The organism is Gordonia sp. CPCC 205515 (genome assembly GCF_048537925.1).
Classification (GTDB): Bacteria; Actinomycetota; Actinomycetes; order Mycobacteriales; family Mycobacteriaceae; genus Gordonia.
The window spans coordinates 276977-295935 of record NZ_JBCLVJ010000010.1 but is presented as its reverse complement, the minus strand read 5'-3'; the positions used below and the strand labels follow the sequence as shown (position 1 = coordinate 295935).

22 protein-coding genes and 4 tRNA genes are annotated in these 18959 nt (G+C 67.0%); 7 read left to right on the top strand and 19 right to left on the bottom strand.

Going from position 1 to position 18959, the window contains the following annotated elements; translation table 11 throughout:
- Positions 1–25 precede the first annotated feature (25 nt).
- Complete coding sequence (locus AAFP30_RS16430; RefSeq protein WP_419231028.1) at positions 26–529, bottom strand: TIGR04338 family metallohydrolase; 504 nt, start codon at positions 527–529, stop codon at positions 26–28.
- An 83-nt stretch (positions 530–612) separates the two neighbouring features.
- Here AAFP30_RS16430 and AAFP30_RS16425 point away from each other — a divergent pair, with 83 nt between their 5' ends.
- A complete protein-coding gene (locus AAFP30_RS16425) occupies positions 613–1569 on the top strand; it encodes a hypothetical protein (protein ID WP_419231027.1) in 957 nt (318 codons plus the stop codon).
- A gap of 10 nt (positions 1570–1579) precedes the next feature.
- Here the strand turns inward: AAFP30_RS16425 and AAFP30_RS16420 are convergent, their stop codons facing one another.
- Positions 1580–2422, bottom strand: a complete 843-nt coding sequence (locus tag AAFP30_RS16420; protein WP_419231026.1) for a DUF2786 domain-containing protein — start codon at positions 2420–2422, stop codon at positions 1580–1582.
- A gap of 83 nt (positions 2423–2505) precedes the next feature.
- Positions 2506–2790: an excalibur calcium-binding domain-containing protein gene (locus tag AAFP30_RS16415; RefSeq protein ID WP_419231025.1), complete on the bottom strand. Its 285-nt coding sequence runs from the start codon at positions 2788–2790 to the stop codon at positions 2506–2508.
- 200 nt (positions 2791–2990) lie between these two features.
- Here AAFP30_RS16415 and AAFP30_RS16410 point away from each other — a divergent pair, with 200 nt between their 5' ends.
- Together AAFP30_RS16410 and AAFP30_RS16405 are read left to right on the top strand one after the other, a co-directional pair.
- Entirely contained in the window at positions 2991–3455 is a 465-nt protein-coding gene (locus AAFP30_RS16410; RefSeq protein WP_419231024.1) for a hypothetical protein, read from the top strand.
- On the top strand, positions 3452–3769 hold the full coding sequence (locus AAFP30_RS16405; protein ID WP_419231023.1) for a transcriptional regulator: 318 nt from the start codon (positions 3452–3454) through the stop codon (positions 3767–3769). Before AAFP30_RS16410 ends, AAFP30_RS16405 begins: the two co-directional genes overlap by 4 nt.
- Here AAFP30_RS16405 and AAFP30_RS16400 read toward each other — a convergent pair.
- The 7 genes from AAFP30_RS16400 to AAFP30_RS16370 all read right to left on the bottom strand — a co-directional run bounded on the left by AAFP30_RS16400 (position 3764) and on the right by AAFP30_RS16370 (position 9494).
- Positions 3764–4717: an L-lactate dehydrogenase gene (locus AAFP30_RS16400; protein ID WP_419231022.1), complete on the bottom strand. Its 954-nt coding sequence runs from the start codon at positions 4715–4717 to the stop codon at positions 3764–3766. The genes AAFP30_RS16405 and AAFP30_RS16400 overlap by 6 nt on opposite strands.
- 184 nt (positions 4718–4901) lie before the next feature.
- Entirely contained in the window at positions 4902–5618 is a 717-nt protein-coding gene (rplA, locus tag AAFP30_RS16395; RefSeq protein ID WP_419231021.1) for a 50S ribosomal protein L1, read from the bottom strand.
- A gap of 150 nt (positions 5619–5768) precedes the next feature.
- Positions 5769–6203, bottom strand: a complete 435-nt coding sequence (gene rplK, locus AAFP30_RS16390) for a 50S ribosomal protein L11 (RefSeq protein ID WP_419231020.1) — start codon at positions 6201–6203, stop codon at positions 5769–5771.
- Between the two features lie 72 nt (positions 6204–6275).
- Complete coding sequence (gene nusG, locus AAFP30_RS16385) at positions 6276–7148, bottom strand: transcription termination/antitermination protein NusG (RefSeq protein ID WP_419231019.1); 873 nt, start codon at positions 7146–7148, stop codon at positions 6276–6278.
- A 67-nt stretch (positions 7149–7215) separates the two neighbouring features.
- Complete coding sequence (secE, locus tag AAFP30_RS16380) at positions 7216–7653, bottom strand: preprotein translocase subunit SecE (protein ID WP_419231017.1); 438 nt, start codon at positions 7651–7653, stop codon at positions 7216–7218.
- A gap of 38 nt (positions 7654–7691) precedes the next feature.
- A tRNA-Trp gene (locus AAFP30_RS16375) sits at positions 7692–7764 on the bottom strand.
- A gap of 326 nt (positions 7765–8090) precedes the next feature.
- Complete coding sequence (locus AAFP30_RS16370) at positions 8091–9494, bottom strand: PLP-dependent aminotransferase family protein (protein ID WP_419231016.1); 1404 nt, start codon at positions 9492–9494, stop codon at positions 8091–8093.
- On the opposite strand from AAFP30_RS16370, the gene AAFP30_RS16365 reads away from it, so the two are divergent.
- On the top strand, positions 9493–10497 hold the full coding sequence (locus AAFP30_RS16365; protein ID WP_419231015.1) for a DMT family transporter: 1005 nt from the start codon (positions 9493–9495) through the stop codon (positions 10495–10497). The two genes, AAFP30_RS16370 and AAFP30_RS16365, sit on opposite strands and share 2 nt — an antisense overlap.
- Before the next feature lie 170 nt (positions 10498–10667).
- On the opposite strand, the gene AAFP30_RS16360 is transcribed toward AAFP30_RS16365, so the two are convergent.
- The 5 genes from AAFP30_RS16360 to AAFP30_RS16340 all read right to left on the bottom strand — a co-directional run bounded on the left by AAFP30_RS16360 (position 10668) and on the right by AAFP30_RS16340 (position 12538).
- On the bottom strand, positions 10668–11762 hold the full coding sequence (locus AAFP30_RS16360; RefSeq protein ID WP_419231013.1) for a fused (3R)-hydroxyacyl-ACP dehydratase subunits HadA/HadB: 1095 nt from the start codon (positions 11760–11762) through the stop codon (positions 10668–10670).
- A gap of 145 nt (positions 11763–11907) precedes the next feature.
- The gene (rpmG, locus tag AAFP30_RS16355; RefSeq protein WP_003929651.1) at positions 11908–12075 is read right to left on the bottom strand and encodes a 50S ribosomal protein L33; all 168 of its coding nucleotides are present in this window, start codon (positions 12073–12075) and stop codon (positions 11908–11910) included.
- 84 nt (positions 12076–12159) lie between these two features.
- A tRNA-Met gene (locus AAFP30_RS16350) sits at positions 12160–12233 on the bottom strand.
- Between the two features lie 21 nt (positions 12234–12254).
- A tRNA-Thr gene (locus AAFP30_RS16345) sits at positions 12255–12327 on the bottom strand.
- Positions 12328–12457: 130 nt separating this feature from the next.
- Positions 12458–12538, bottom strand: a tRNA-Tyr gene (locus AAFP30_RS16340).
- A 348-nt stretch (positions 12539–12886) separates the two neighbouring features.
- On the opposite strand from AAFP30_RS16340, the gene AAFP30_RS16335 reads away from it, so the two are divergent.
- Positions 12887–13378: a YajQ family cyclic di-GMP-binding protein gene (locus AAFP30_RS16335; RefSeq protein ID WP_419231012.1), complete on the top strand. Its 492-nt coding sequence runs from the start codon at positions 12887–12889 to the stop codon at positions 13376–13378.
- A gap of 209 nt (positions 13379–13587) precedes the next feature.
- Here AAFP30_RS16335 and AAFP30_RS16330 read toward each other — a convergent pair whose 3' ends face one another.
- From AAFP30_RS16330 to AAFP30_RS16320, 3 genes are all read right to left on the bottom strand, one after another.
- A complete protein-coding gene (locus AAFP30_RS16330) occupies positions 13588–13770 on the bottom strand; it encodes a hypothetical protein (RefSeq protein ID WP_419231010.1) in 183 nt (60 codons plus the stop codon).
- 2 nt (positions 13771–13772) lie between these two features.
- Positions 13773–14636, bottom strand: a complete 864-nt coding sequence (gene htpX, locus AAFP30_RS16325) for a zinc metalloprotease HtpX (protein WP_419231251.1) — start codon at positions 14634–14636, stop codon at positions 13773–13775.
- A 93-nt stretch (positions 14637–14729) separates the two neighbouring features.
- Entirely contained in the window at positions 14730–15746 is a 1017-nt protein-coding gene (locus AAFP30_RS16320) for a polyprenyl synthetase family protein (protein WP_419231009.1), read from the bottom strand.
- Positions 15747–15847: 101 nt separating this feature from the next.
- Between AAFP30_RS16320 and AAFP30_RS16315 the strand changes: the two genes are divergently transcribed.
- Both AAFP30_RS16315 and AAFP30_RS16310 read left to right on the top strand, forming a co-directional pair.
- A complete protein-coding gene (locus AAFP30_RS16315) occupies positions 15848–17098 on the top strand; it encodes a geranylgeranyl reductase family protein (RefSeq protein WP_419231008.1) in 1251 nt (416 codons plus the stop codon).
- 27 nt (positions 17099–17125) lie between these two features.
- Positions 17126–18088: an oxygenase MpaB family protein gene (locus AAFP30_RS16310; protein ID WP_419231007.1), complete on the top strand. Its 963-nt coding sequence runs from the start codon at positions 17126–17128 to the stop codon at positions 18086–18088.
- Between the two features lie 94 nt (positions 18089–18182).
- Here the strand turns inward: AAFP30_RS16310 and AAFP30_RS16305 are convergent, their stop codons facing one another.
- Entirely contained in the window at positions 18183–18893 is a 711-nt protein-coding gene (locus AAFP30_RS16305; protein WP_419231006.1) for a demethylmenaquinone methyltransferase, read from the bottom strand.
- Positions 18894–18959 lie beyond the last annotated feature (66 nt).

The window sequence follows — 18959 nt, the reverse complement described above, 5'->3', positions numbered from 1 at the left end:
ACGATTCACCCCGTCCACGCAGCACTCAGGGCTCGACGCCACTGTCGCTGAAGATGACACGATAAACCAGTTCCGCCTCCGGCCCCAGCACGAGACCGACCAGGTCGATCAGGCAGACGACGAACTCCCGCCCGTGCGCCGGCCCGCCGGGCTCGTCGAGGTGGTGTGCGAATTCGTGCAGAACCACCAGCTCACGCAACGCCCACCGACCCTCCCCCGACGACGGGATCGCGATCTCGGCCACCTCCCCGGCCCGTGACCGGTACTCCGCCGACCGATGCCCTTTCCGCTGCCGCACCACCACGGGTTCGACGGCCCGCGGAAACCGCGAATGCACCGACGCCATCGCGGTGACCCGGGAGAGGTAGTCGCGCACCGACTCCACCGACGCAAATCGCGCCTCCGGCGGCAGCGTCAGTTCCGTGCCCGCCAACTGCACCGTCCGGTTCCCCTCGGCGCGCTCGAACATGCCGAACACCAATCGTTCCGCCGCGTAGACACGGCTCCGAGCGGTGTCGCGTGGCGTCATGGCAACGTCGGCAGGTCGCGGGCATTACCATCTGACCGGCGACCGTCCCACGGGGATGTGACCGTGGGAAGGAGCTCGACCGGGTGAGCACACTGAACGACATCACGACTCGGGCTCGCGCGCGTGGCATGGCCATGGCCGACCGCGCCCTCGAACTGCCCGGCGCGCATCTGATGATGCGGGTGCTGCGTGACTTCCTCGTCAACGACGTCACCGATCGCGCGATGACCCTCGCCGCGCAGGCCTTCACCTCGATCCTGCCGATCGTCATGCTGCTGACCGCGCTGCCGCACAACACGTGGATGACCCGCGCCCTGACCGGACTGGGCATCAACCCCGCCGACAGCGACCTGATGTCGGCGCCGGCACCGGAATCGCTGACCATCTACGGCATCATCGGCGCGCTGATGACGATCGCCGGCGCGACGTCGCTGTCGCGGGCCCTGGGCCGCATGTACGTCACCATCTGGCACCTCACCAAGCTGCCGATGTCCGGCTGGTGGCGTTGGGTGGTGGTGATCTTCCTGGTGCCGGTCGCCGTCGCGGCGCAAGGCTTCGCCGCCCAGCTGCACGGGCTGAGCATCTTCGGTGTCAAGACCGGCGACTACGCCGCGCTGGGCGTGAGCCTCGAGGTCCTCGCCACCTTCGTCATCTGGACGACGCTGTGGGCGGTGCTGCCGCGGGTGCTCGTCTCGTCGCAGGTGCCGATGCGCCTGCTGTGGGTGTACGGCGGGGTCACCGGCATTCTCGTCACCGTCTACCTGGTGGGCAGCCGCATCTTCCTGCCGCACATCCTGCGCGAAACCACCCACCACTTCGGCACTCTCGGCATCGTGTTCGTCGCGATCAGCTGGCTGTTCTTCTACGCCTACGGCATCGTGGTGGTCACGATCGTCCTCTACACGTTGCTGACCCTGCAGAACCACGTCGGCGTGTGGATGCGGACGTACCTCGGCGTGACGCGGCCGCTGGCCGCCCCCGAATCGTGGGTGGTCAAGCACGATCCGGATGCACCTCCCCGCACCGCGGACACCGGTTGAGTACACGCAGTCACCCCTCCAGGGCACCGCGCGCCGCGCCGAACTCCCGATCCGCACCGATCTTGGCACGACGACCCGCCCGATCGCCGGCCCGCCGAGCCGCCTCGGAGTAGCCGGCCGACGCCGTCGTCGGCCGCCAGGTACCGCGTGCGGTGGACTCGGACTTGTAGTAGTCGGCGACCTCGATCTCCTTGTTGCGCAACACCAGCGCGGTCTCGCTGCGCCCGGCCGCCGACGCGGTGTCGTCGTCGGGCTGCGCGTTCAACACCTCTTCCCGCGCCGCCGTCCGCGCCTCGGCCAGCCGGGTCCCGATGCGTTCGGCGAACGCCGACTGGAAGTTGAGGCGCGCGGTGATCGGCGACAACGGCTTGGTCTCGACGACCTTCCTTGCCCGCCAACCGGATCCGCGGGTCACGACGCGGGAGAACTCCTCCCCCTTGTACGCCCCCGACCGCAGATAGGCATCGCTCGCGGCGACCATCTGCACCACCAACGACGAGTACAGCGCCGCACACGTGTCCATGTCCGACTCGAAGCCGTAGGCCAGCACGAACGTCGAGTTCCCCGCGACGTCGACGGTCACGTCGTTGGCCCGCGCGATCGCCGCGAACAGCTGTACGTACGTGCGCAGACCGCGTTTACCGGCCTCACCGATGGTGATCTGCCGCGAGATCGGCGTGGTGTTCTTCCGCGCCACCGGGTCGTGCGCGCGGGCCACCGCGAGGTCGATCGACGACGACGTCGCCAGCCGCTGCGCGGCCTGCATGAACGTCTCCGCCTCGTGCGGGTTGTCGGTGTTCTCCGCCTGCCGCAGCAGGGCCGAGATACGGGTGAGAAGTTTGTCGTCGCGCATGATTCTTAGACGTTACCCATCACCAACCGGTTCCCTCTCGCCCACGCATTCGGCGCAGGCGCACACGGATCACCGACGACGGATCAGTGCTTCTCGCAAGCGATGCCATCACCATCGCGATCGCGGCCGGTGTTCGAGTTGTACAAATCGCCGTCGACGGTGAAGTTGGTGACCGGTGTCCCCGACGTCGAATCGACGGCGCCGGAACGGCCGACGCCGTGCGGGTAATCGGCGTTGAGCGCCTTGCAGTTCGAGTACGAGGTCGCAGCCTGCGCCGGCGCGGCAACCACGAGCGGCAGCGCAGTCGCGGCACACACGGTCACCATCAAACCCAGAATCGTCATTCGCGAGCGTTGCACCACGGTCATCGTCTCCACTTCATCATTGCTCAAGCGCCCGCACGCACTGTTTTCGGCGGATTCGGCTCAGCTGCATCATGTTCTCACGCCGCACAGAATCATGAATCACCAGGTCATTATCAAACATCCCTTGACTTTCCAACCAGGAAAGTCAACGATGGACCTACCACTTTCCCACCCGGAAAGTAATCCCGACGAAGGGGCCCGCCATGGCCGACATCACTCCTGACCAGGCCCGCGACGCGCTGAGCCAGGTCGACCAAGCACGCCGTCAGGTCTCCGCGGAAGTGGGCCTGCCGCGCGCCTATTGGTGGGCAATGGCCGCCGGCTGGATCGCTTTGGGCGTCATCGGCGCCCTCGCGCCGGCCTGGGTCACCACCCTCGCGACGCTGGCCTTCGGAGCGGGTCACTCGACCGTGGCCGCCCGACTTCTCGACGGCCGACGCCCCAACCGGCGCCTGCAGGTCAGCCGGGCCACGGCCGATCGGCGCGTCCCGTTCATCGTGATCGGCATCCTGCTGGTGGCCGTCGCGCTCACCGTGGGACTCGCGCTCGCCCTCGACGCCGCCGGTGCGGCGCTACCGGGGATCTGGTCGTCGGTCGTCGTCGCGGCGATCCTCGGCCTCGGCGGCCCACACGTCTTCGCCGCGATCCGCCGATGGATCGGCGCATGACCGCCGCACGCTTCGACGAGCTGATCCATCCGAGCACCCGGCTGACCCTTGTCGCCACGCTCGCCGCCGCCGACTGGGTCGCGTTCGCCTATCTGAAAGACCATCTCGGACTGTCGGATTCGGCGCTGTCCAAACAGTTGGCCACATTGGAGGCGGCCGGCTATGTGAGCACCGACCGTCAACCGACCGGTCGCCGGAGAACGGTACGCGCCCGACTCACCCAGCCGGGCCGCGCCGCCTTCGACGGACACGTCGCGGCCCTGCAGGCGATCGTCAGTCAGACGAACAACACTGCACCGCAACCCAACTCATAGGCCGAACTTCGCCTGCATCCCCCGCAAGGTCTCCGCCGACGCCATCAGACCGGCCCGCTCGTCCGCGGACAGCGGGATCTCCAGCCGTCGACTGGCCCCGTTGCGGTCGACCAGCGACGGCAGCGACAGGCACACGTCCTCGAGCCCGGCGAATCCCTCCGCCACCGTGGAGACCGGCAGCACTCGGTGCTCGTCGTTGAAGACCGCCTCCACGATGCGGGTGGCGGCCAGACCGATGGCGTAGTTGGTGGCCCCCTTACCCTCGATAATCTTGTATGCGGCGTGCACCACCTCGTGGTGAATCTCGTTGCGCGCCTTCTCATCCAACGGATCATGGTCCGGCAGCGGCTGCCACTCGAGCAAGGGGATACCGCCGATGGACGCGGTGCTCCACAGCGGGATCTCGGTGTCGCCGTGTTCGCCGGCGATGTAGGCGTGCACGTTCTGCACCGCGATACCGGTGTATTGCGCGATCAGGAACCGCAGCCGCGACGAGTCCAGCACGGTGCCCGACCCGAAGAGCTGTGTGCTCGGCAGTCCGCTGTACTTCAGCGCCGCGTAGGTGACGATGTCGACCGGGTTGGTGACCATGATGTAGATGGCATTCGGCGCGACCTTCAGCACGCCCGGCATGATCTTCTGCGTCAAACCGATTGTCGCTTCGGCAAGTTCGAGCCGCGACTGCCCCGGCTTCTGCTTGGCGCCCGCGGTGAACACCACCACGTCGGCATCGCGGCACACCTCGATGTCGTCGCTGCCCAGGATGTCGGCGCGCGGAATGAACTCGAGGCCGTGCGACATGTCGAGCGCCTCGGCCTCGACCTTCGGCTTGTTGATGTCCATCATCGCGACGGTCCGCGCCACGCCACGGATCAGCGACGCGTAGGCCACCGCGGTGCCCACGGCCCCAGCCCCGATGATCGCCAGCTTGGTGTTGCGCCTGTCCATCGCCATCATCCATCACCTCGTGTCTCGGTCACACTGCGTACAGGTCGATACCAGTCTTATCGCCTTTGCCCGACCACGCGGCCGATCCGGGATAAACGACACTCAACGTTCACGTCGGACCCACCTCTGACGCGACGAAGCCCCCGACCATTGGTCGGGGGCTTCGAGATCTCGGTTCAGCCGATCAGGCCTGCGCCTCTTCGGTGAAGTTCCGGGTCACCGACGGGTCAACCGGGATACCCGGGCCGGTGGTGGTGGAAACGGTCACCTTCTTGACGTAGCGGCCCTTCGCGGCCGACGGCTTCGCGCGCATGATCTCGTCGAACGCGGCGCCGTAGTTCTCCGCCAGCTGCTTGGCGTCGAACGACGCCTTGCCGATGACGAAGTGCAGGTTGGCTGCCTTGTCGACGCGGAAGTTGATCTTGCCGCCCTTGATGTCGTTGACGGCCTTGGTGACGTCGGGGGTCACGGTGCCGGTCTTCGGGTTCGGCATCAGGCCACGCGGGCCGAGCACGCGCGCAATCCGACCGACCTTGGCCATCTGGTCCGGGGTGGCGATCGCGGCGTCGAAGTCGAGCCAGCCGCCCTGGATCTTCTCGATCAGATCCTCGGCGCCCACCTCGTCGGCGCCGGCGGCGGTGGCCTCGGCAGCCTTGTCGCCGGTGGCGAACACGATCACGCGGGCGGTCTTACCGGTGCCGTTGGGCAGGTTGACGGTGCCGCGGACCATCTGGTCGGCCTTGCGCGGGTCAACGCCCAGGCGAATGGCGACCTCGACGGTCGAATCGGTGTTCTTCGACGACGTGTCCTTCGCAAGCTGCGCAGCTTCCAGCGGGCTGTACAGCTTGTCACGATCGACCTTCTCCGCGGCTGCGCGGTAGGCCTTGCTCTTCTGAGTCATGCTCTGTTCTTTCTCCGTGATGATGATTCGGGTGTGTGGTCTGCAGGGCCGAGCCGGCCCTCCCACGGTGTCTCGCTGAGACTTACCTTCGCTGGTCGAGTAGCCCGAGGCGCTAGCCGAGGGCGTATCGAGACCACCGGGTAAGGGCGACTAGCCCTCGACGGTGATCCCCATCGACCGCGCAGTACCGGCGATGATCTTCGCGGCCTGGTCGATGTCGTTGGCGTTGAGGTCTTCCTGCTTGGTCTTGGCGATCTCACGGACCTGGTCCATGCTCACCTTGCCGACCTTCTTGACGTGCGGCTCGCCGGAGCCCTTCTGCAGACCGGCAGCCTTGAGCAGGAGCTTCGCAGCCGGCGGGGTCTTCAACTTGAAGTCGAAGGAGCGATCCTCGTAGACGAAGATCTCAACCGGGATGACGTTGCCGCGCTGCGACTCGGTCGCCGCGTTGTACGCCTTGCAGAACTCCATGATGTTCACGCCGTGCTGACCAAGCGCCGGACCCACGGGCGGAGCCGGGTTGGCCGCACCTGCCTGGATCTGGAGCTTGATGATGCCGGCGAGCTTTTTCTTCTTGGGAGGCATCTCTTGTTCCTTGTTTGTTCCTTGCAAATTCACGCCCGCTGGAGACGTGAAAGTTTTTGATGTGAGGTCGCGCTAGATCTTCTCGACCTGGTTGAAGTTCAACTCCACCGGCGTCTCGCGACCGAAGATCGACACCAGCACCTTGACCTTGCGCTGCTCGGCGTTGACCTCGCTGATCGACGCGGGCAACGTGGCGAACGGACCGTCCATGACCGTGACCGACTCGCCGACCTCGAAGTCGACCTCGATGACCGGCGCCGACGACGCAGCGGCGATCTCGGCGCCCTCGCCCGAGCCCTTCGCGGCGGCCGGCTTCTTGGCCTCCACGCGCGGCATCAGGAACTGCATCACCTCGTTGAGGGTCAGCGGCGACGGCTTCGACGTCATCCCGACGAACCCGGTGACACCCGGGGTGTTGCGCACTGCGCCCCACGACTCGTCGTTGAGGTCCATGCGGACCAGGATGTAGCCGGGCAGCACCTTGCGGTTGACCTTCTTCGGCTGGCCGTTCTTGATCTCGGTGACCTCTTCGGTCGGCACCTCGACCTGGAAGATGTAGTCGCCGACGTCCAGGTTCTGCACGCGGGTCTCGAGGTTGGCCTTCACCTTGTTCTCGTACCCGGCGTAGCTGTGGATCACGTACCACTCGCCCGGCGCGCGTCGCAGTTGCTTGCGCAGCTCTTCGGCGGGATCGAGTTCCTCGGCCTCCTCGGCCGGGAGTTCCTCGGCGGCGGCGTCGTCAGCGGCCTCGATCACCTCGGCGTCTTCAGCGGCCTCAACAGCGGCTTCGCCACCCTCGACGGCGGCTTCTTCGTCTTCGGCGGCCTCGAACTGGGCCTCGACGCCCGGATCGGTGGTCTCGTCCAGGGCGCCCTCATCGACGGCGGTGTCGGCCAGTGCGACGTCGACGTCGCCGGCCTCGATCTCGTTCTCCGGGGTGCTCACTGCAGCCCACGCTCCTCTGTCGGTTCGATCCTCACGGCTCTCGGCGTCGTGACCCGTGCGGGCCGACTCAGCCGAACGCCCAGAGAATCAGTTTGGCGAATCCCAGGTCGATGCCCGAGATGAAGGCGGTCATCACGATGACGAAGATCAGCACGACGATCGTGTAGGTGATCATCTCGCGCCTGGTCGGCCAGATGACCTTCTTCAGCTCGGCGACGACTTGCTTCAGGAAAGTCCAGATCCGCACGAACGGATTGCGACTCTCGCCGGCAGACGCCTTCTTGCGTTCCTTGACCGCGACCGAACCCTTGTCGGAATCCGCATCGCCGTCGGTGGTGGAGGCACTCGTCGACGAACGACGACCACGAGACGAGCGCTTGCCGGACGGGCGGAGTTCGGTGTCCTCCGCGTCGTCGGCGCGAACCTCGAGCTCCTCGCCGGCCTTTTCGGCCGCGGTGTCCTCCGCGGCGTCTTTGGCGGCCGAAGCCCGATCTCGCTTGCTCACTTTCGAGGTCCTCTCGTCAATGTGTGCCCTCTCCAGGGCAGGGGCGACAGGACTTGAACCTGCAACCTGCGGTTTTGGAGACCGCTGCTCTGCCAGTTGAGCTACGCCCCTTTGCGACCACCGGGGTGGTCACTGCCGTTTGACTCCCGACAAAACCAACGCGCCACCCTATGGGCAGCGCGCAAGTCAAGAATCAACCTGACACTTCAGTGTAGAACACGGGTGGTGCCGAACCCAAAACGGGTTTGCCGACGACCTCCTGCGCTCCCTCGACCATACGCGTCGCTCGCATCCGGCGGCACCCACGGCCGCCACGCTCGGCGCGGTTCGGCAACGAACACCGGGTGACTCGCCCAACCGCGCACGTAGCGCGGTCGCACGTCAATAATTGTCGTGCAACCGCGCTGTGCGCGCGCGTAGGCGGATAACCGCCGCCCTCACAGCGACCGCAGCAGAATTCCCACCGCCTCGTCGTAGCGATCCGGCCCCGCGGCCGCATAGTTCAGCCGCACGAACGGTCCCGTCGCCTCGGCGGGAAACCACTCACTACCGGGCGCGATCGACAGCCCCGCGGACAGCGCCCGGGCCGCGACGACGTCGGGATCGGTCGGATTCCCGTCGGCCGCATACGCCGGCAACGACGCCCACAGGTTGAGACCGCCCCGCGGCACCGATGTCACCTCGATCATCGGTGCACCCGCCGCCAGCGCGCCGACCAGCGCATCCCGCCTCCCCTGCAACGCCCGACCCAGCCGCGTGAGGTGGGTCCGCCAGGCCGGCCGGGACACCACGTCGAGCGCCACCGCCTGCAGCACCGGGGCGACGTAGAGGTCGGAGACGGTCAGTGCGTTCTCGATCCGCGCCCGGGCAGGACCACGCGCGATGAGCGCGGCCACCCGAACGCTCAGCGAGAGACTCTTGGTCAGCGACCGGATGTAGATGACGTGTCCATCGCGGTCGGTGCTGATCAGCGGAGCGGGCGCGGGTCCGTCCATCGCGAAGTCGTGCGCCCAGTCGTCCTCGACGACGAACGCCCGATGGTCGCGCGCCACCGCGAGCACCGCGTCGCGCTGCGTGGGACTCCACACGTCGCCGGTCGGGTTGGCGAACGTCGGTTGCGCGTAGGCGAGGCGGGCGCCGGAGGAGGCGAGGGCGTCGTCGAGGTCGGACGCACTGGGCGCACCGTCGGTGCGGGGCACCGGCACGATCACCAATCCCGCCTGCCGGGCCGCCGCGATGGCACCCCAGTAGGTCGGCGACTCCATCACGATCGCGTCGCCGGGTGTGGTGAGCGCGCGGAACGTCGCAGCCAGCGCCGCCTGTCCCCCGGAAGTGATGACCGCGTCGGTGTCGCGCCAGCCGTCGGCGCCGAGGTCGTCGACGAACCAGCGCCGCAGATCGGGCAGCCCGGCGGTCGGTGGCCGCGTGAAGGCGTCGTCGCGGCGGGCGATCCGCGCGAAACCACTTCGGACTTCCTTCAGCGGCATCAGCTCGGCCTCGGGGTAACCGCTGTGCATGGCGATGGAGTCGTGCGGGATCTGCCGCATGCTCGACCCGATCGTGGGCATGCCCGGCCGCTCCGGACCCAGCGCTGCGGTCTGCCACGACACGTCGACCGGAGCCACGGCAGCCTGCCGCTTCCGCACGAAAGTTCCAGCACCCGAACGGGTTTCCACTACCCCCTCGGCGACGAGCTGGGCCAACGCCCGCTGCACCGTCACCGGGCCGGCGCCGAACCGCTCGGCCAACGCACGCGTCGACGGCAGTTTCGTGCCCGCGTCGGCTGCGGCGGCCAGAGAACGCAGGTGACGCGCGATCCGCGTACTGCTATCGTCAGACATGAAAGAACATAGTAGCGCTATCGTTTCCTCCGCGTCACCGCTATCGACCAGCGGAGCGGCGTGGGGCCTGATCGGGGTCGCCGCCTTCTCCTTCACCATCCCGTTCACCCGCATCGCCGTCGGCGGCCTCGACCCGCTGTTCATCGGCTGCGGACGCGCAGTGATCGCCGCGCTGTTGGCAGCCGGCGCGCTGCTGATCGGCGGCGCCCGGATACCGACGCCGCGCGAGTGGCTGGGACTGATCCCGGTGGCGCTCGGTGTGGTCGCCGGGTTCCCGATCCTCACCTCGCTCGCGCTGCAGACCACCGACGCCGGGCACGCGGCCGTCGTCGTCGGACTGCTGCCCGCCGCAACCGCGGTCGCGGCGGTGACCATGGCGGGCGAACGCCCCACCCGACGATTCTGGGTGGGCGCGAGTTGCGGTGTGGCCGCCACCATCGGCTTCACCGTCGCCGCCCACGGCTCGATCGGCGGTGCCGGCGTCGCGGATCTGCTGCTGTTCGGCGCGGTCGGGCTCGGTGCCATCGGCTACGCCCAGGGCGGCCTGATGTCGCGGCGGCTCGGGTCCTGGCAGACCATCAGTTGGGCCTTGGTGCTGGCGTCGCCGGTGATGACCGCGATGACGGTGTGGCGCGTTGATGTCGCCCCGCCACACGCGACGATCGGACAGTGGTCCGCCTTCGCCTACCTGTCCGCGATCAGCATGTTCCTCGGCTTCTTCGCCTGGTACCGCGGCCTGGCCATCGGCCCGATGGCCACGGTCAGTCAGGTGCAGCTCGTGCAGCCCATCCTGTCGGTCCTCTGGTCGGTGCTGCTGCTCGGCGAACAACTCACCGCAGCCCTCGTCGTCGGCGGACTCGCGGTGATCGCCTGCGCGGCCTTCACCGTGCGCAGCCGGGTTACTGCGCCGGCTACGGGGATGGTTTCGACGGACGTCGACTCGGCTAGCGCCTCGTCGACTGCTCAACCATCGATCGGAAAGCGCCACCCAGCCGCTCGTTGAGCAGCCCGCGAGGCGCTACACCTGCAGTGCTTCCCAACCGCTCGTTGAGCAGCCCGCGAGGCTCTACACCTGCGGTGCTCCCCAACCGCTCGTTGAGCAGCCCGCGAGGCGCTAGCCGAGCGAGCGTGTCGAAACGGGCACTACCACCGCAGCTCCCGAGAGCGGCAATCTCAGTTGAACTGCACAACCGCCTGCGCACGCCCGAAGATCTTCCGATCGCCTTGCTTGGCGATGATCGCGATGGTGCCGCGTCGGGTCTCCGGGTCCAGCGACTTGACCTTGCCGGTGAAGTCGACGGCTGCGCTGTCGTCGATGGGCACGTACACCGGGCTGGTGAAGCGCACGTTGTACTCGCAGAACGCGGCCGGGTCGCCGATGAACTCGGAGATGAAGGTCGCGCCGAGACCCATCGTCTGCATGCCGTGGGCGACGACGTCGTCCATCCCGGCCGCCTTGACGACGTGGTCGGAGAAGTGGATCGGGTTCGGGTCGCCGGCGACACCGGCGTAGTTGGTCAGGTTGCCGCGGGTCAGCAGGAACCGCTTCGGGGCGAGTTCCTGGCCGACGGTCAGGGTGTCGAAGTCGACCGCGGCGTACGCGCCCGGGCTCTGGGTGGGGTCGGGCTCGTTCAGCCGATCAGGGTCGGCGAACACCGTCTTGCCGGCGACACCGGTCTTGTCGATCTTCATCATCACGTGATCGAGCGACGCCTCGAGCTCAGGATCGACCTCCATGCCGGGACGGGCGGCCAGCGACGTCCAGGTGGTCATCACCGGCTCGTGATGCTGATTCCAGATGACGTTCTTGGTGACCATCAGGTCGATCGTCTCGGGGCTGGTGATGTGGCGGAACGAGTCGAGCGACACGTCGCACACCAGCTGGTCGCCGACCTTCATCGGCTGGTGGTACACCAGGCGCTGATCGGTCTGCATGATCTGCCACAGGTCGTAGCCGGTGACGACGTCCTCGAAGAGTTTGCGCTGCGCGATGATGCCGAGCACCGAGACGTAGGTGGGTGCCGCGATGAGGGTCTCGTGCCCCATCTCGCGCGCCGCGTCCTCACTCCAGTGGGTCGGGTGCGCGTCCTGCACGGCCAGTGCGTGCTTGCGGACCTCTTCGCGACCGATCTCGTAGTAGTCGTCAACGGTGTACTTGAAGCCCACCATCTCCTGGGTGTGCGCGGCGATCTCTTCCGGAGTGAGCTTCGCCCCGGACTTGACGCCGCCGATCCGGGCCTGGATCTCTGCTTCGGTGATCTGTGTCATGCTCTTCGCTCCTTCGCCGCACCTCCGCGCGGACGCGGGTGCAGCTGTCTTAACGATTACGGGCTGTCTCGCGTTGTGCGAGACAGCCCGTGATCAAGATTATGAAATTGCGACGGAGCCGACGTGCGACTCGGTCACCGAGTCGTCAGCGCGATTCCTTATGCGCCTGGTGCTTGCCGCAGTTCGGGCAGAACTTCTTGATCTCGAGGCGATCGGGATCGTTGCGACGGTTCTTCTTGGTGATGTAGTTACGGTGCTTGCACACCTCGCACGCCAAGGTGATCTTGGGGCGGACATCTGTTGAGGAGGCCACTTCGCTGCCTTCTTTCGGTGGTACGTCGGGGGCGGTGCTCGCCCGTTCTAGCAGGTCGGCTCCAAGCTGGTCGGAACCGCTTTGTAGCGGTGGAGGGACTCGATCCCTCGACCTCACGATTATGAGTCGTGCGCTCTAACCAGCTGAGCTACACCGCCACGTTGGACTGGAGTCCAGCGAGCCCCCTAACGGAATCGAACCGTTGACCTTTTCCTTACCATGGAAACGCTCTACCGACTGAGCTAAGGGGGCGTGCCCGGGTCACCCACTCGCGTGGGCGGCTCGAGAGCCTTAACGAGACTACACACTAGAACCGGCGCCCACCAAATCGTCTTCCGACGACCGGTGGCGAGCGCCGAAACTCCAGCGATTCACCTCGTTGTGGCAGATGCAGGATTCGAACCTGCGTAGCTTTCGCGACGGATTTACAGTCCGCTCCCATTGGCCGCTCGGGCAATCTGCCGTGCCGTCCCGTTGGCCGTTTCCGACCGCAAGAACAACGCCGTGAAGAATACAACGACTACCTCGGGTCCACGCAAACCCGCAGGTCATCGTCGGTTCATCGCCAGGTCCGCGGCCCTCTCCGGACCGCACACCACCCGTCGCCCCTTCCCCGCGACCCACCCCGCGCCTGACGCCCAGCACGCGTCGACTCACCTGGAACGGCAAATCCGCCCTGCAAGTCCGCCCTCCAGAGCAGCGCCGACGACGATGCGTCGACGCCGCCTCCACCAGGGGCGGTTTCGGCGACAGGGCGGTTTTGCCGGGCGGTTCTCACGCCGCTCGTGTGGCGCGGTCTACCCTGTCTCCCATGGCTGATTCATCGTTCGACGTGGTGAGCAAGATCGACCGCCAGGAGGTCGACAACGCCCTCAACCAGGCCGCCAAGGAACTCTCCCAGCGCTACGACTTCCGCGGCACCAACACCGGCATCGACTGGTCCGGCGAGAAGACGATCGTGATCACCTCCGACGCCGAGGAACGTGCCCAGGCCGGCCTCGAGGTGTTCAAGGAGAAGCTGATCCGCCGCGACATCTCGCTCAAGGCGTTCGACGCCGGCGAGGTCCAGGCGTCGGGCAAGACCTACAAGATCTCCGGCAATCTCGTGCAGGGCATCGACTCCGACCACGCCAAGAAGATCTCCAAGAAGATCCGAGACGAGGGCCCCAAGGGCGTCAAGGCGCAGATCCAGGGCGACGAACTGCGCGTCTCCAGCAAGAAGCGCGACGACCTGCAGTCCGTCATCGCCCTGCTCAAGGGTGAGGACTTCGGGATCGCCCTGCAGTTCGTCAACTACCGGTAGCCGCGCCCCGCGACGCCGACAGCAACCGACTTCGCGCCCACAGCAACCACAGCAGCGCCCACAGCAACCAACTTCCCGCCGACAGCAACCACAATCGTGCCGACGGCAACCACAGCCGCGTCGACTGAGCACTCTCCCGTCGCAGGATGCCCCCGCTTGTCGCTGATTGTTCATGTCGCTGCGACCTGAGTGGTCCGGTCACGCACCGCTCAGTCAGATCCGGAGTCGCTCACCCCGGCGTTCCGCTGAACGTTTTCCGACGACTGCACCGCGTCAGGGAACTCGTCCGCCAACGAATCCGCCACCATCGCGTCAGTCACGACGTGCCCCGGCACCGACGGCAACAGAACGATCCCGTTGTCGTCGGCCGGATCAGATCCCGCCTGGGACATGACTAACTCCCCGAGTGCGGCCCCCGTCGTGCCATCTCCTGCAGCCGTGCGATGCGGTCCGCGGTCGGCGGATGGGTGGAGAACATCTTCGCCATGCCCCCGCCCCGGAACGGGTTGGCGATCATCAGATGCGACTGCGACTCGATCTGCGGGGTCGGGGCCAGGGGCGCCTGGTCGATGCCGCCGCTGATCTTGGCCAGCGCCGACGCCAGGGCCAGTGGATCACCCGACAATTCCGCACCCGACTCGTCGGCCTGGTACTCCCGCGACCGCGACACCGACATCTTGATCAGCGCCGCGGCAAACGGCGCGAGCAGCGAAATCAGCAGGACGCCGATCAGCCCGGGACCCTGCCCGTTGCGGTTGCCGCCCATGAAGAACGCCATGTTGGCCAGGCCGGTGATGACCGCGGCCATCGCGCCGGCGACCGACGAGATCAGGATGTCGCGGTTGTAGACGTGGGAGAGCTCATGCCCGAGCACCGCCCGCAGCTCTCGCTCGTCGAGCAGCCGCAGGATGCCGGCCGTGCAGCACACCGCGGCGTTCTTCGGGTTACGCCCGGTCGCAAAGGCATTCGGCGACTCGGTCGGGCTGATGTAGAGCGCAGGCATCGGCTGGCGGGCCGTCGTCGCGAGTTCGCGGACGATCCGGTATAGCGCCGGCGCCTGCACCTCGGTGACCGGCTGCGCGTGCATCGACCGCAGCGCCAGCTTGGCCGAGTTGAAGTAAACGTACGCGTTGGTACCGACAGCGAAGATCACCGAGAACCACAGGATCGTCGGGTTCCGGAACAACGAGCCGATGAACACGATGATCACCGACATCAGGATCATCAGACCCGCAGTCTTCAGGCCGTTGAAATGCATCAGTCCCTCGCTCCACGAAACACCGGCCCCGCCGGTCATCGGCGAGCCCTCTCACTTTCGCAAACGAACGGATGACCGGCAGAGTTTCCGGAGTTATCCCGTGCGGTCGATGGTGTAGCTCACCAACGACGACAGCGCGGTGTGCGCCGGCCCGTCGGGCAGCTCCGCGAGCACCCCACTCGCCTCGTCGGCGTAGGCCCGCAGCCGATCATGCGCCGCGGCCATCCCCGCCGACCCGTTCAGCAGTTCGATGGCCTCGGCCACCGCGGCGTCGTCGGTGACCGGCTTGGCCAGTCCGGTCTGCGGGTCGAGCAGCAGTTCGGAGAGCCGTCGCGAGGCGGGGTCATCGGAACGCAGCGCGTAGAGCACCGGCAGGGTGTGCACGCCCTCGCGCAGGTCGGTGCCCGGCGTCTTGCCCGAATCGCCGGAGGCGGAACTGATGTCGATGATGTCGTCGGACACCTGGAAGGCGGTGCCGATGATATCGCCGAGGTGTGACAGTCGTTCGATGTCGTCGGGCGTCGCACCCGAGGCCATCGCCCCGAATCGCCCGGCCGCGGCGATCAGCGACCCGGTCTTCTCCCACACCACCCGCAGGTAGTGGTCGATGGGGTCGGCGCCGCGCGAACCGATGGTTTCACGCATCTGCCCGGTGACGAGCTCTGCGAAGGTCTCCGCGATGATCCGCACCGCGTCCGGTCCCAGCGTCGACACGAGGCGTGAGGCGCGGGCGAACAGGAAGTCGCCGGACAGGATGGCGATGCTGTTGGTCCAGCGGGCATTCGCGCTGGGTGCGCCGCGACGCATCGGCGCCTCGTCCATCACGTCGTCGTGGTAGAGCGTCGCGAGGTGGATCATCTCGACGACGGTGGCCGAGGTGATGACGTCGGGGCTGTCGGCATTCGGCCCGAACCGCGACGCCAGGATCGCGAACATCGGGCGGAACCGTTTCCCGCCGGCCTTCGCCAAGTGGGTGGCGGCCTCGGTCATGATGTCGTCTCCCGACGACAACTCGGTCAGCAGCAGGTCCTCGACGCGCGCCAAGGACGCCCGCACGGTATCGGCGAACTCGTCGGTACCCAGGTCCAGCCCGGCGAATGTGGACTTCACGTGCTCTCGTGCCCCATCTCGTCTGCGGTCGCGACGGCCCCGACCGCAGTCGGGGCCTGCTGCAGACACTAGTCGCTCCACGGTCCCGACATACTGGTCGGGTGAGTAGCGACATTCCCACGCGGGCCGAGGTCCTCGTCGTCGGTGCCGGGCCGGGCGGATCGGCCGCGGCCGCGCACGCCGCCGCGGCCGGACACGACGTGGTGCTCGTCGACGCCGCGGCCTTCCCCCGCGACAAGACGTGCGGCGACGGCCTGACCCCCCGCGCGGTCGCCGAACTCGACGAACTGGGTCTCGGCGGCTACCTCGACGACCGCCCCCGCATCGACGGTCTCGCCCTGCACGGCTGGGGCGCGAGCCAACAGGTGCGGTGGCCGTCGGGCCGGTTCCCGACTTACGGCAGCGCCGTCACCCGAGTCGAACTCGACGAAGAGATCCGCGCCCTCGCCGTCTCCCGCGGAGCACGAATGCTGCAGGGCGCCAAGGCTGTTGATGTCACCATGGACGGTGACCGCATCGCGTCGGTCACCGTGGCCGTCCCCGGCGGGCCGCACGAGATCGCCGTGCGCGACGTCATCGTCGCCGACGGCGTGCGCTCCGGACTCGGCAAGCTCCTCGGCCGGGAATGGCACCGCGACACCGCCTATGGCGTCGCCGCCCGCGCCTACGTCGCGTCAGGTCGCGCCGACGACCACTGGATGGGCTCACACCTGGAACTGCGCGACCCCGACGGCGCACTGCTGCCCGGCTACGGCTGGGTCTTCCCGCTGGGCCGCGGCCAACTCAACGTCGGCGTTGGCGCCCTGGCCACCGCAAAACGACCGGCGCACATGGCCTTACGACCGATCCTCGAGCACTACGCACGGATGGTCGGCGACGACTGGCAGATCGACGGCACCCCGCAACGCCTCACCTCGGCGCTGCTGCCGATGGGCGGCGCGGTCAGCGGGGTCGCCGGCCGCAACTGGATGCTCATCGGCGACGCCGCCGCCTGCGTCAACCCGCTCAACGGGGAGGGCATCGACTACGCCCTGGAAACCGGTCGCCTCGCCGTCGAACTGCTCGACGACACCCGCCGCTCCCCCGACCACACCACCCGCTGGCGCGACCTCCTCATCGACCACTACGGCCTGGCCTTCTCCGCGGCGCGACGCCTCGCCGGCGTGCTCACCGTCCCGCAGGCCGTGCCCACGCTGGGCCGCCCCGGCATCCGGTCGGCACGGCTGATGTCACTGGTCGTGCGCGTGATGGGCAACCTGATCACCGCCGAGGACACCGACCTCGTCGCCCGTGCCTGGCGTACCGCCGGCCGCGGATCCGCACGATTGGATCACCGCCCACCTTTCCAATGAGACGAAAACGGTGATATGTTCCATCGCATGTCCGCCGTGCAGACCACTGCCACCCGCGCCAAGCATGCCGTGCAGAATCGCATCTCCGCGCGGTATGCGCTGCGCGGCGAGATGGCCACCCTCGACGCGGAGGCCGACGCACAGTTGATCGCGCAGAAGCTCGGCACGCTCGAGTTCCCCTGGGGCATCACCCAGGCGCTGAGTTTCGCGCTTTTCCGCACCTACGCGGTGCCGTCGATCGGCGAACTTCTCTATCACACAAGGCAATTCACCGAGCACACGCAGAAGCGCTACGACGACACGGTACTGCTGCTCGACGCCCCGGTCGCCCACGGCTTCGACACCCCGGCCGGCCGCGCCGGCATCCGCCGCATCAACCAGATGCACGCCATGTACGACATCGCAGGCGACGACATGCTCTACGTCCTGGCCACTTTCGTGGTCTGCCCGGTGGAGTGGGTCAATGCCTACGAATGGCGGCGGATGACCCCGCACGAGGTCACCGCGCTGACAAACTACTACCGCAAGCTCGGTAAACACATGGCCATCAAGGACATTCCGGAAACCTACGACGACTTCAAGGCGTTCTACGAGTCCTACGAGATCGCCAACTTCGACTTCCGCACGGAGTCACTCGCCGTCGCCGACGCCACCCTCGACCTGCTCGGCACCTTCCTGCCCTATCGTCTGCTGCCGCGCGCGGCGGTCCGTCGAATGTCGTTCGCGCTCATGGACGATCGGCTCTTGACTGCCTTCCACTATCCCAAGCCAACCGCCGTCGAACGCCTCCTCGTGCGTACCGGACTGAAGGCCCGCGGCCTGGCCATCCGCCTCGTCGCCTCCCCGCGCCGCGACCCCCTGTTTGCCCGCGACACCAAAGAAGTCCGCGGCTACCCCGACGGCTACCGCCTCGAGGACCTCGGCACCTTCGAACCCACACTCGCCCCCGGCTGCCCCTTCCGCGCTCCCGCCGAGGAGTCCGCCAGCTGAGCCGCTCCACCGCTGGTTGAGTAAGCCCGGCGACAAAGGAGCCGAGCGCATCGAAACCACCCATTCGATGACAACTGCGGCAATCAGCCGAGAACTACTTCACCCCCGAATGAACCGCCGCAATCCCCCCGGTGAGATTCTGCCACCGCACCTGCTCAAACCCCGCGTCCCGAATCAGATCCCCCAGCCCGAACTGATCCGGCCACGCCCGAATCGATTCCGCCAGATACACATACGCGGCCGGATTGCTCGACACCTTCGTCGCCACCGACGGCAGCGCCTTCATCAGGTACTCCATGTACACAGTGCGAAACGGCCGCAAAACCGGTGTCGAGAACTCACAAATAACCAGCCGCCCACCGGGTTTGAGCACCCGATACAACTCGGATAGCCCCTTGGGCACGTCCTGTACATTCCGCAGTCCGAAGGAAATCGTTGCCGCATCGAAGGATTCGTCCGCGAACGGCAACGCCAACGCATCGGCCGCCACCTTCGACACGTCGCGTCGGGCACCGGCCTTGAGCATGCCGAGGGAGAAGTCGGCGGCGATGCAGTGTGCGCCGGAGCGGGCGAGTTCCACCGTGGACACCGCGGTGCCGGCGGCCAGGTCGAGCACGATGTCTGACGGCTTCAGCGCCAGCGCCGCGCGGGTCTTCTTGCGCCACCCCCGGTCCTGCCCGAAGGAGAGCACCGTGTTGGTGATGTCGTAGCGCTTGGCCACGCCGTCGAACATGGCCGCGACCTCGGCGGGGTCCTTGTCGAGGGATGCCCGTTCCACATGTGCGTCGCCGGTTGTGCCTGCCATGGCGTTCACGCTACCGGTCAGCGTCGTCAAGCCCGAAGATCAGGGTGGCTTGGTTCGAGGGTCAGT

Coding starts and splice junctions, on each gene's coding strand:
- AAFP30_RS16365 (WP_419231015.1), top strand. CDS start 9,493: ATGAAAGAACATAGTAGCGCTATCGTTTCCTCCGCGTCACCGCTATCG.
- AAFP30_RS16310 (WP_419231007.1), top strand. CDS start 17,126: ATGTCCGCCGTGCAGACCACTGCCACCCGCGCCAAGCATGCCGTGCAG.
- AAFP30_RS16405 (WP_419231023.1), top strand. CDS start 3,452: ATGACCGCCGCACGCTTCGACGAGCTGATCCATCCGAGCACCCGGCTG.
- AAFP30_RS16335 (WP_419231012.1), top strand. CDS start 12,887: ATGGCTGATTCATCGTTCGACGTGGTGAGCAAGATCGACCGCCAGGAG.
- rplA (WP_419231021.1), bottom strand. CDS start 5,618: ATGACTCAGAAGAGCAAGGCCTACCGCGCAGCCGCGGAGAAGGTCGAT.
- AAFP30_RS16410 (WP_419231024.1), top strand. CDS start 2,991: ATGGCCGACATCACTCCTGACCAGGCCCGCGACGCGCTGAGCCAGGTC.
- htpX (WP_419231251.1), bottom strand. CDS start 14,636: ATGCATTTCAACGGCCTGAAGACTGCGGGTCTGATGATCCTGATGTCG.
- AAFP30_RS16400 (WP_419231022.1), bottom strand. CDS start 4,717: ATGGACAGGCGCAACACCAAGCTGGCGATCATCGGGGCTGGGGCCGTG.
- rplK (WP_419231020.1), bottom strand. CDS start 6,203: ATGCCTCCCAAGAAGAAAAAGCTCGCCGGCATCATCAAGCTCCAGATC.
- AAFP30_RS16305 (WP_419231006.1), bottom strand. CDS start 18,893: ATGGCAGGCACAACCGGCGACGCACATGTGGAACGGGCATCCCTCGAC.
- AAFP30_RS16415 (WP_419231025.1), bottom strand. CDS start 2,790: ATGACCGTGGTGCAACGCTCGCGAATGACGATTCTGGGTTTGATGGTG.
- AAFP30_RS16430 (WP_419231028.1), bottom strand. CDS start 529: ATGACGCCACGCGACACCGCTCGGAGCCGTGTCTACGCGGCGGAACGA.
- AAFP30_RS16360 (WP_419231013.1), bottom strand. CDS start 11,762: ATGACACAGATCACCGAAGCAGAGATCCAGGCCCGGATCGGCGGCGTC.
- AAFP30_RS16420 (WP_419231026.1), bottom strand. CDS start 2,422: ATGCGCGACGACAAACTTCTCACCCGTATCTCGGCCCTGCTGCGGCAG.
- AAFP30_RS16370 (WP_419231016.1), bottom strand. CDS start 9,494: ATGTCTGACGATAGCAGTACGCGGATCGCGCGTCACCTGCGTTCTCTG.
- AAFP30_RS16330 (WP_419231010.1), bottom strand. CDS start 13,770: ATGTCCCAGGCGGGATCTGATCCGGCCGACGACAACGGGATCGTTCTG.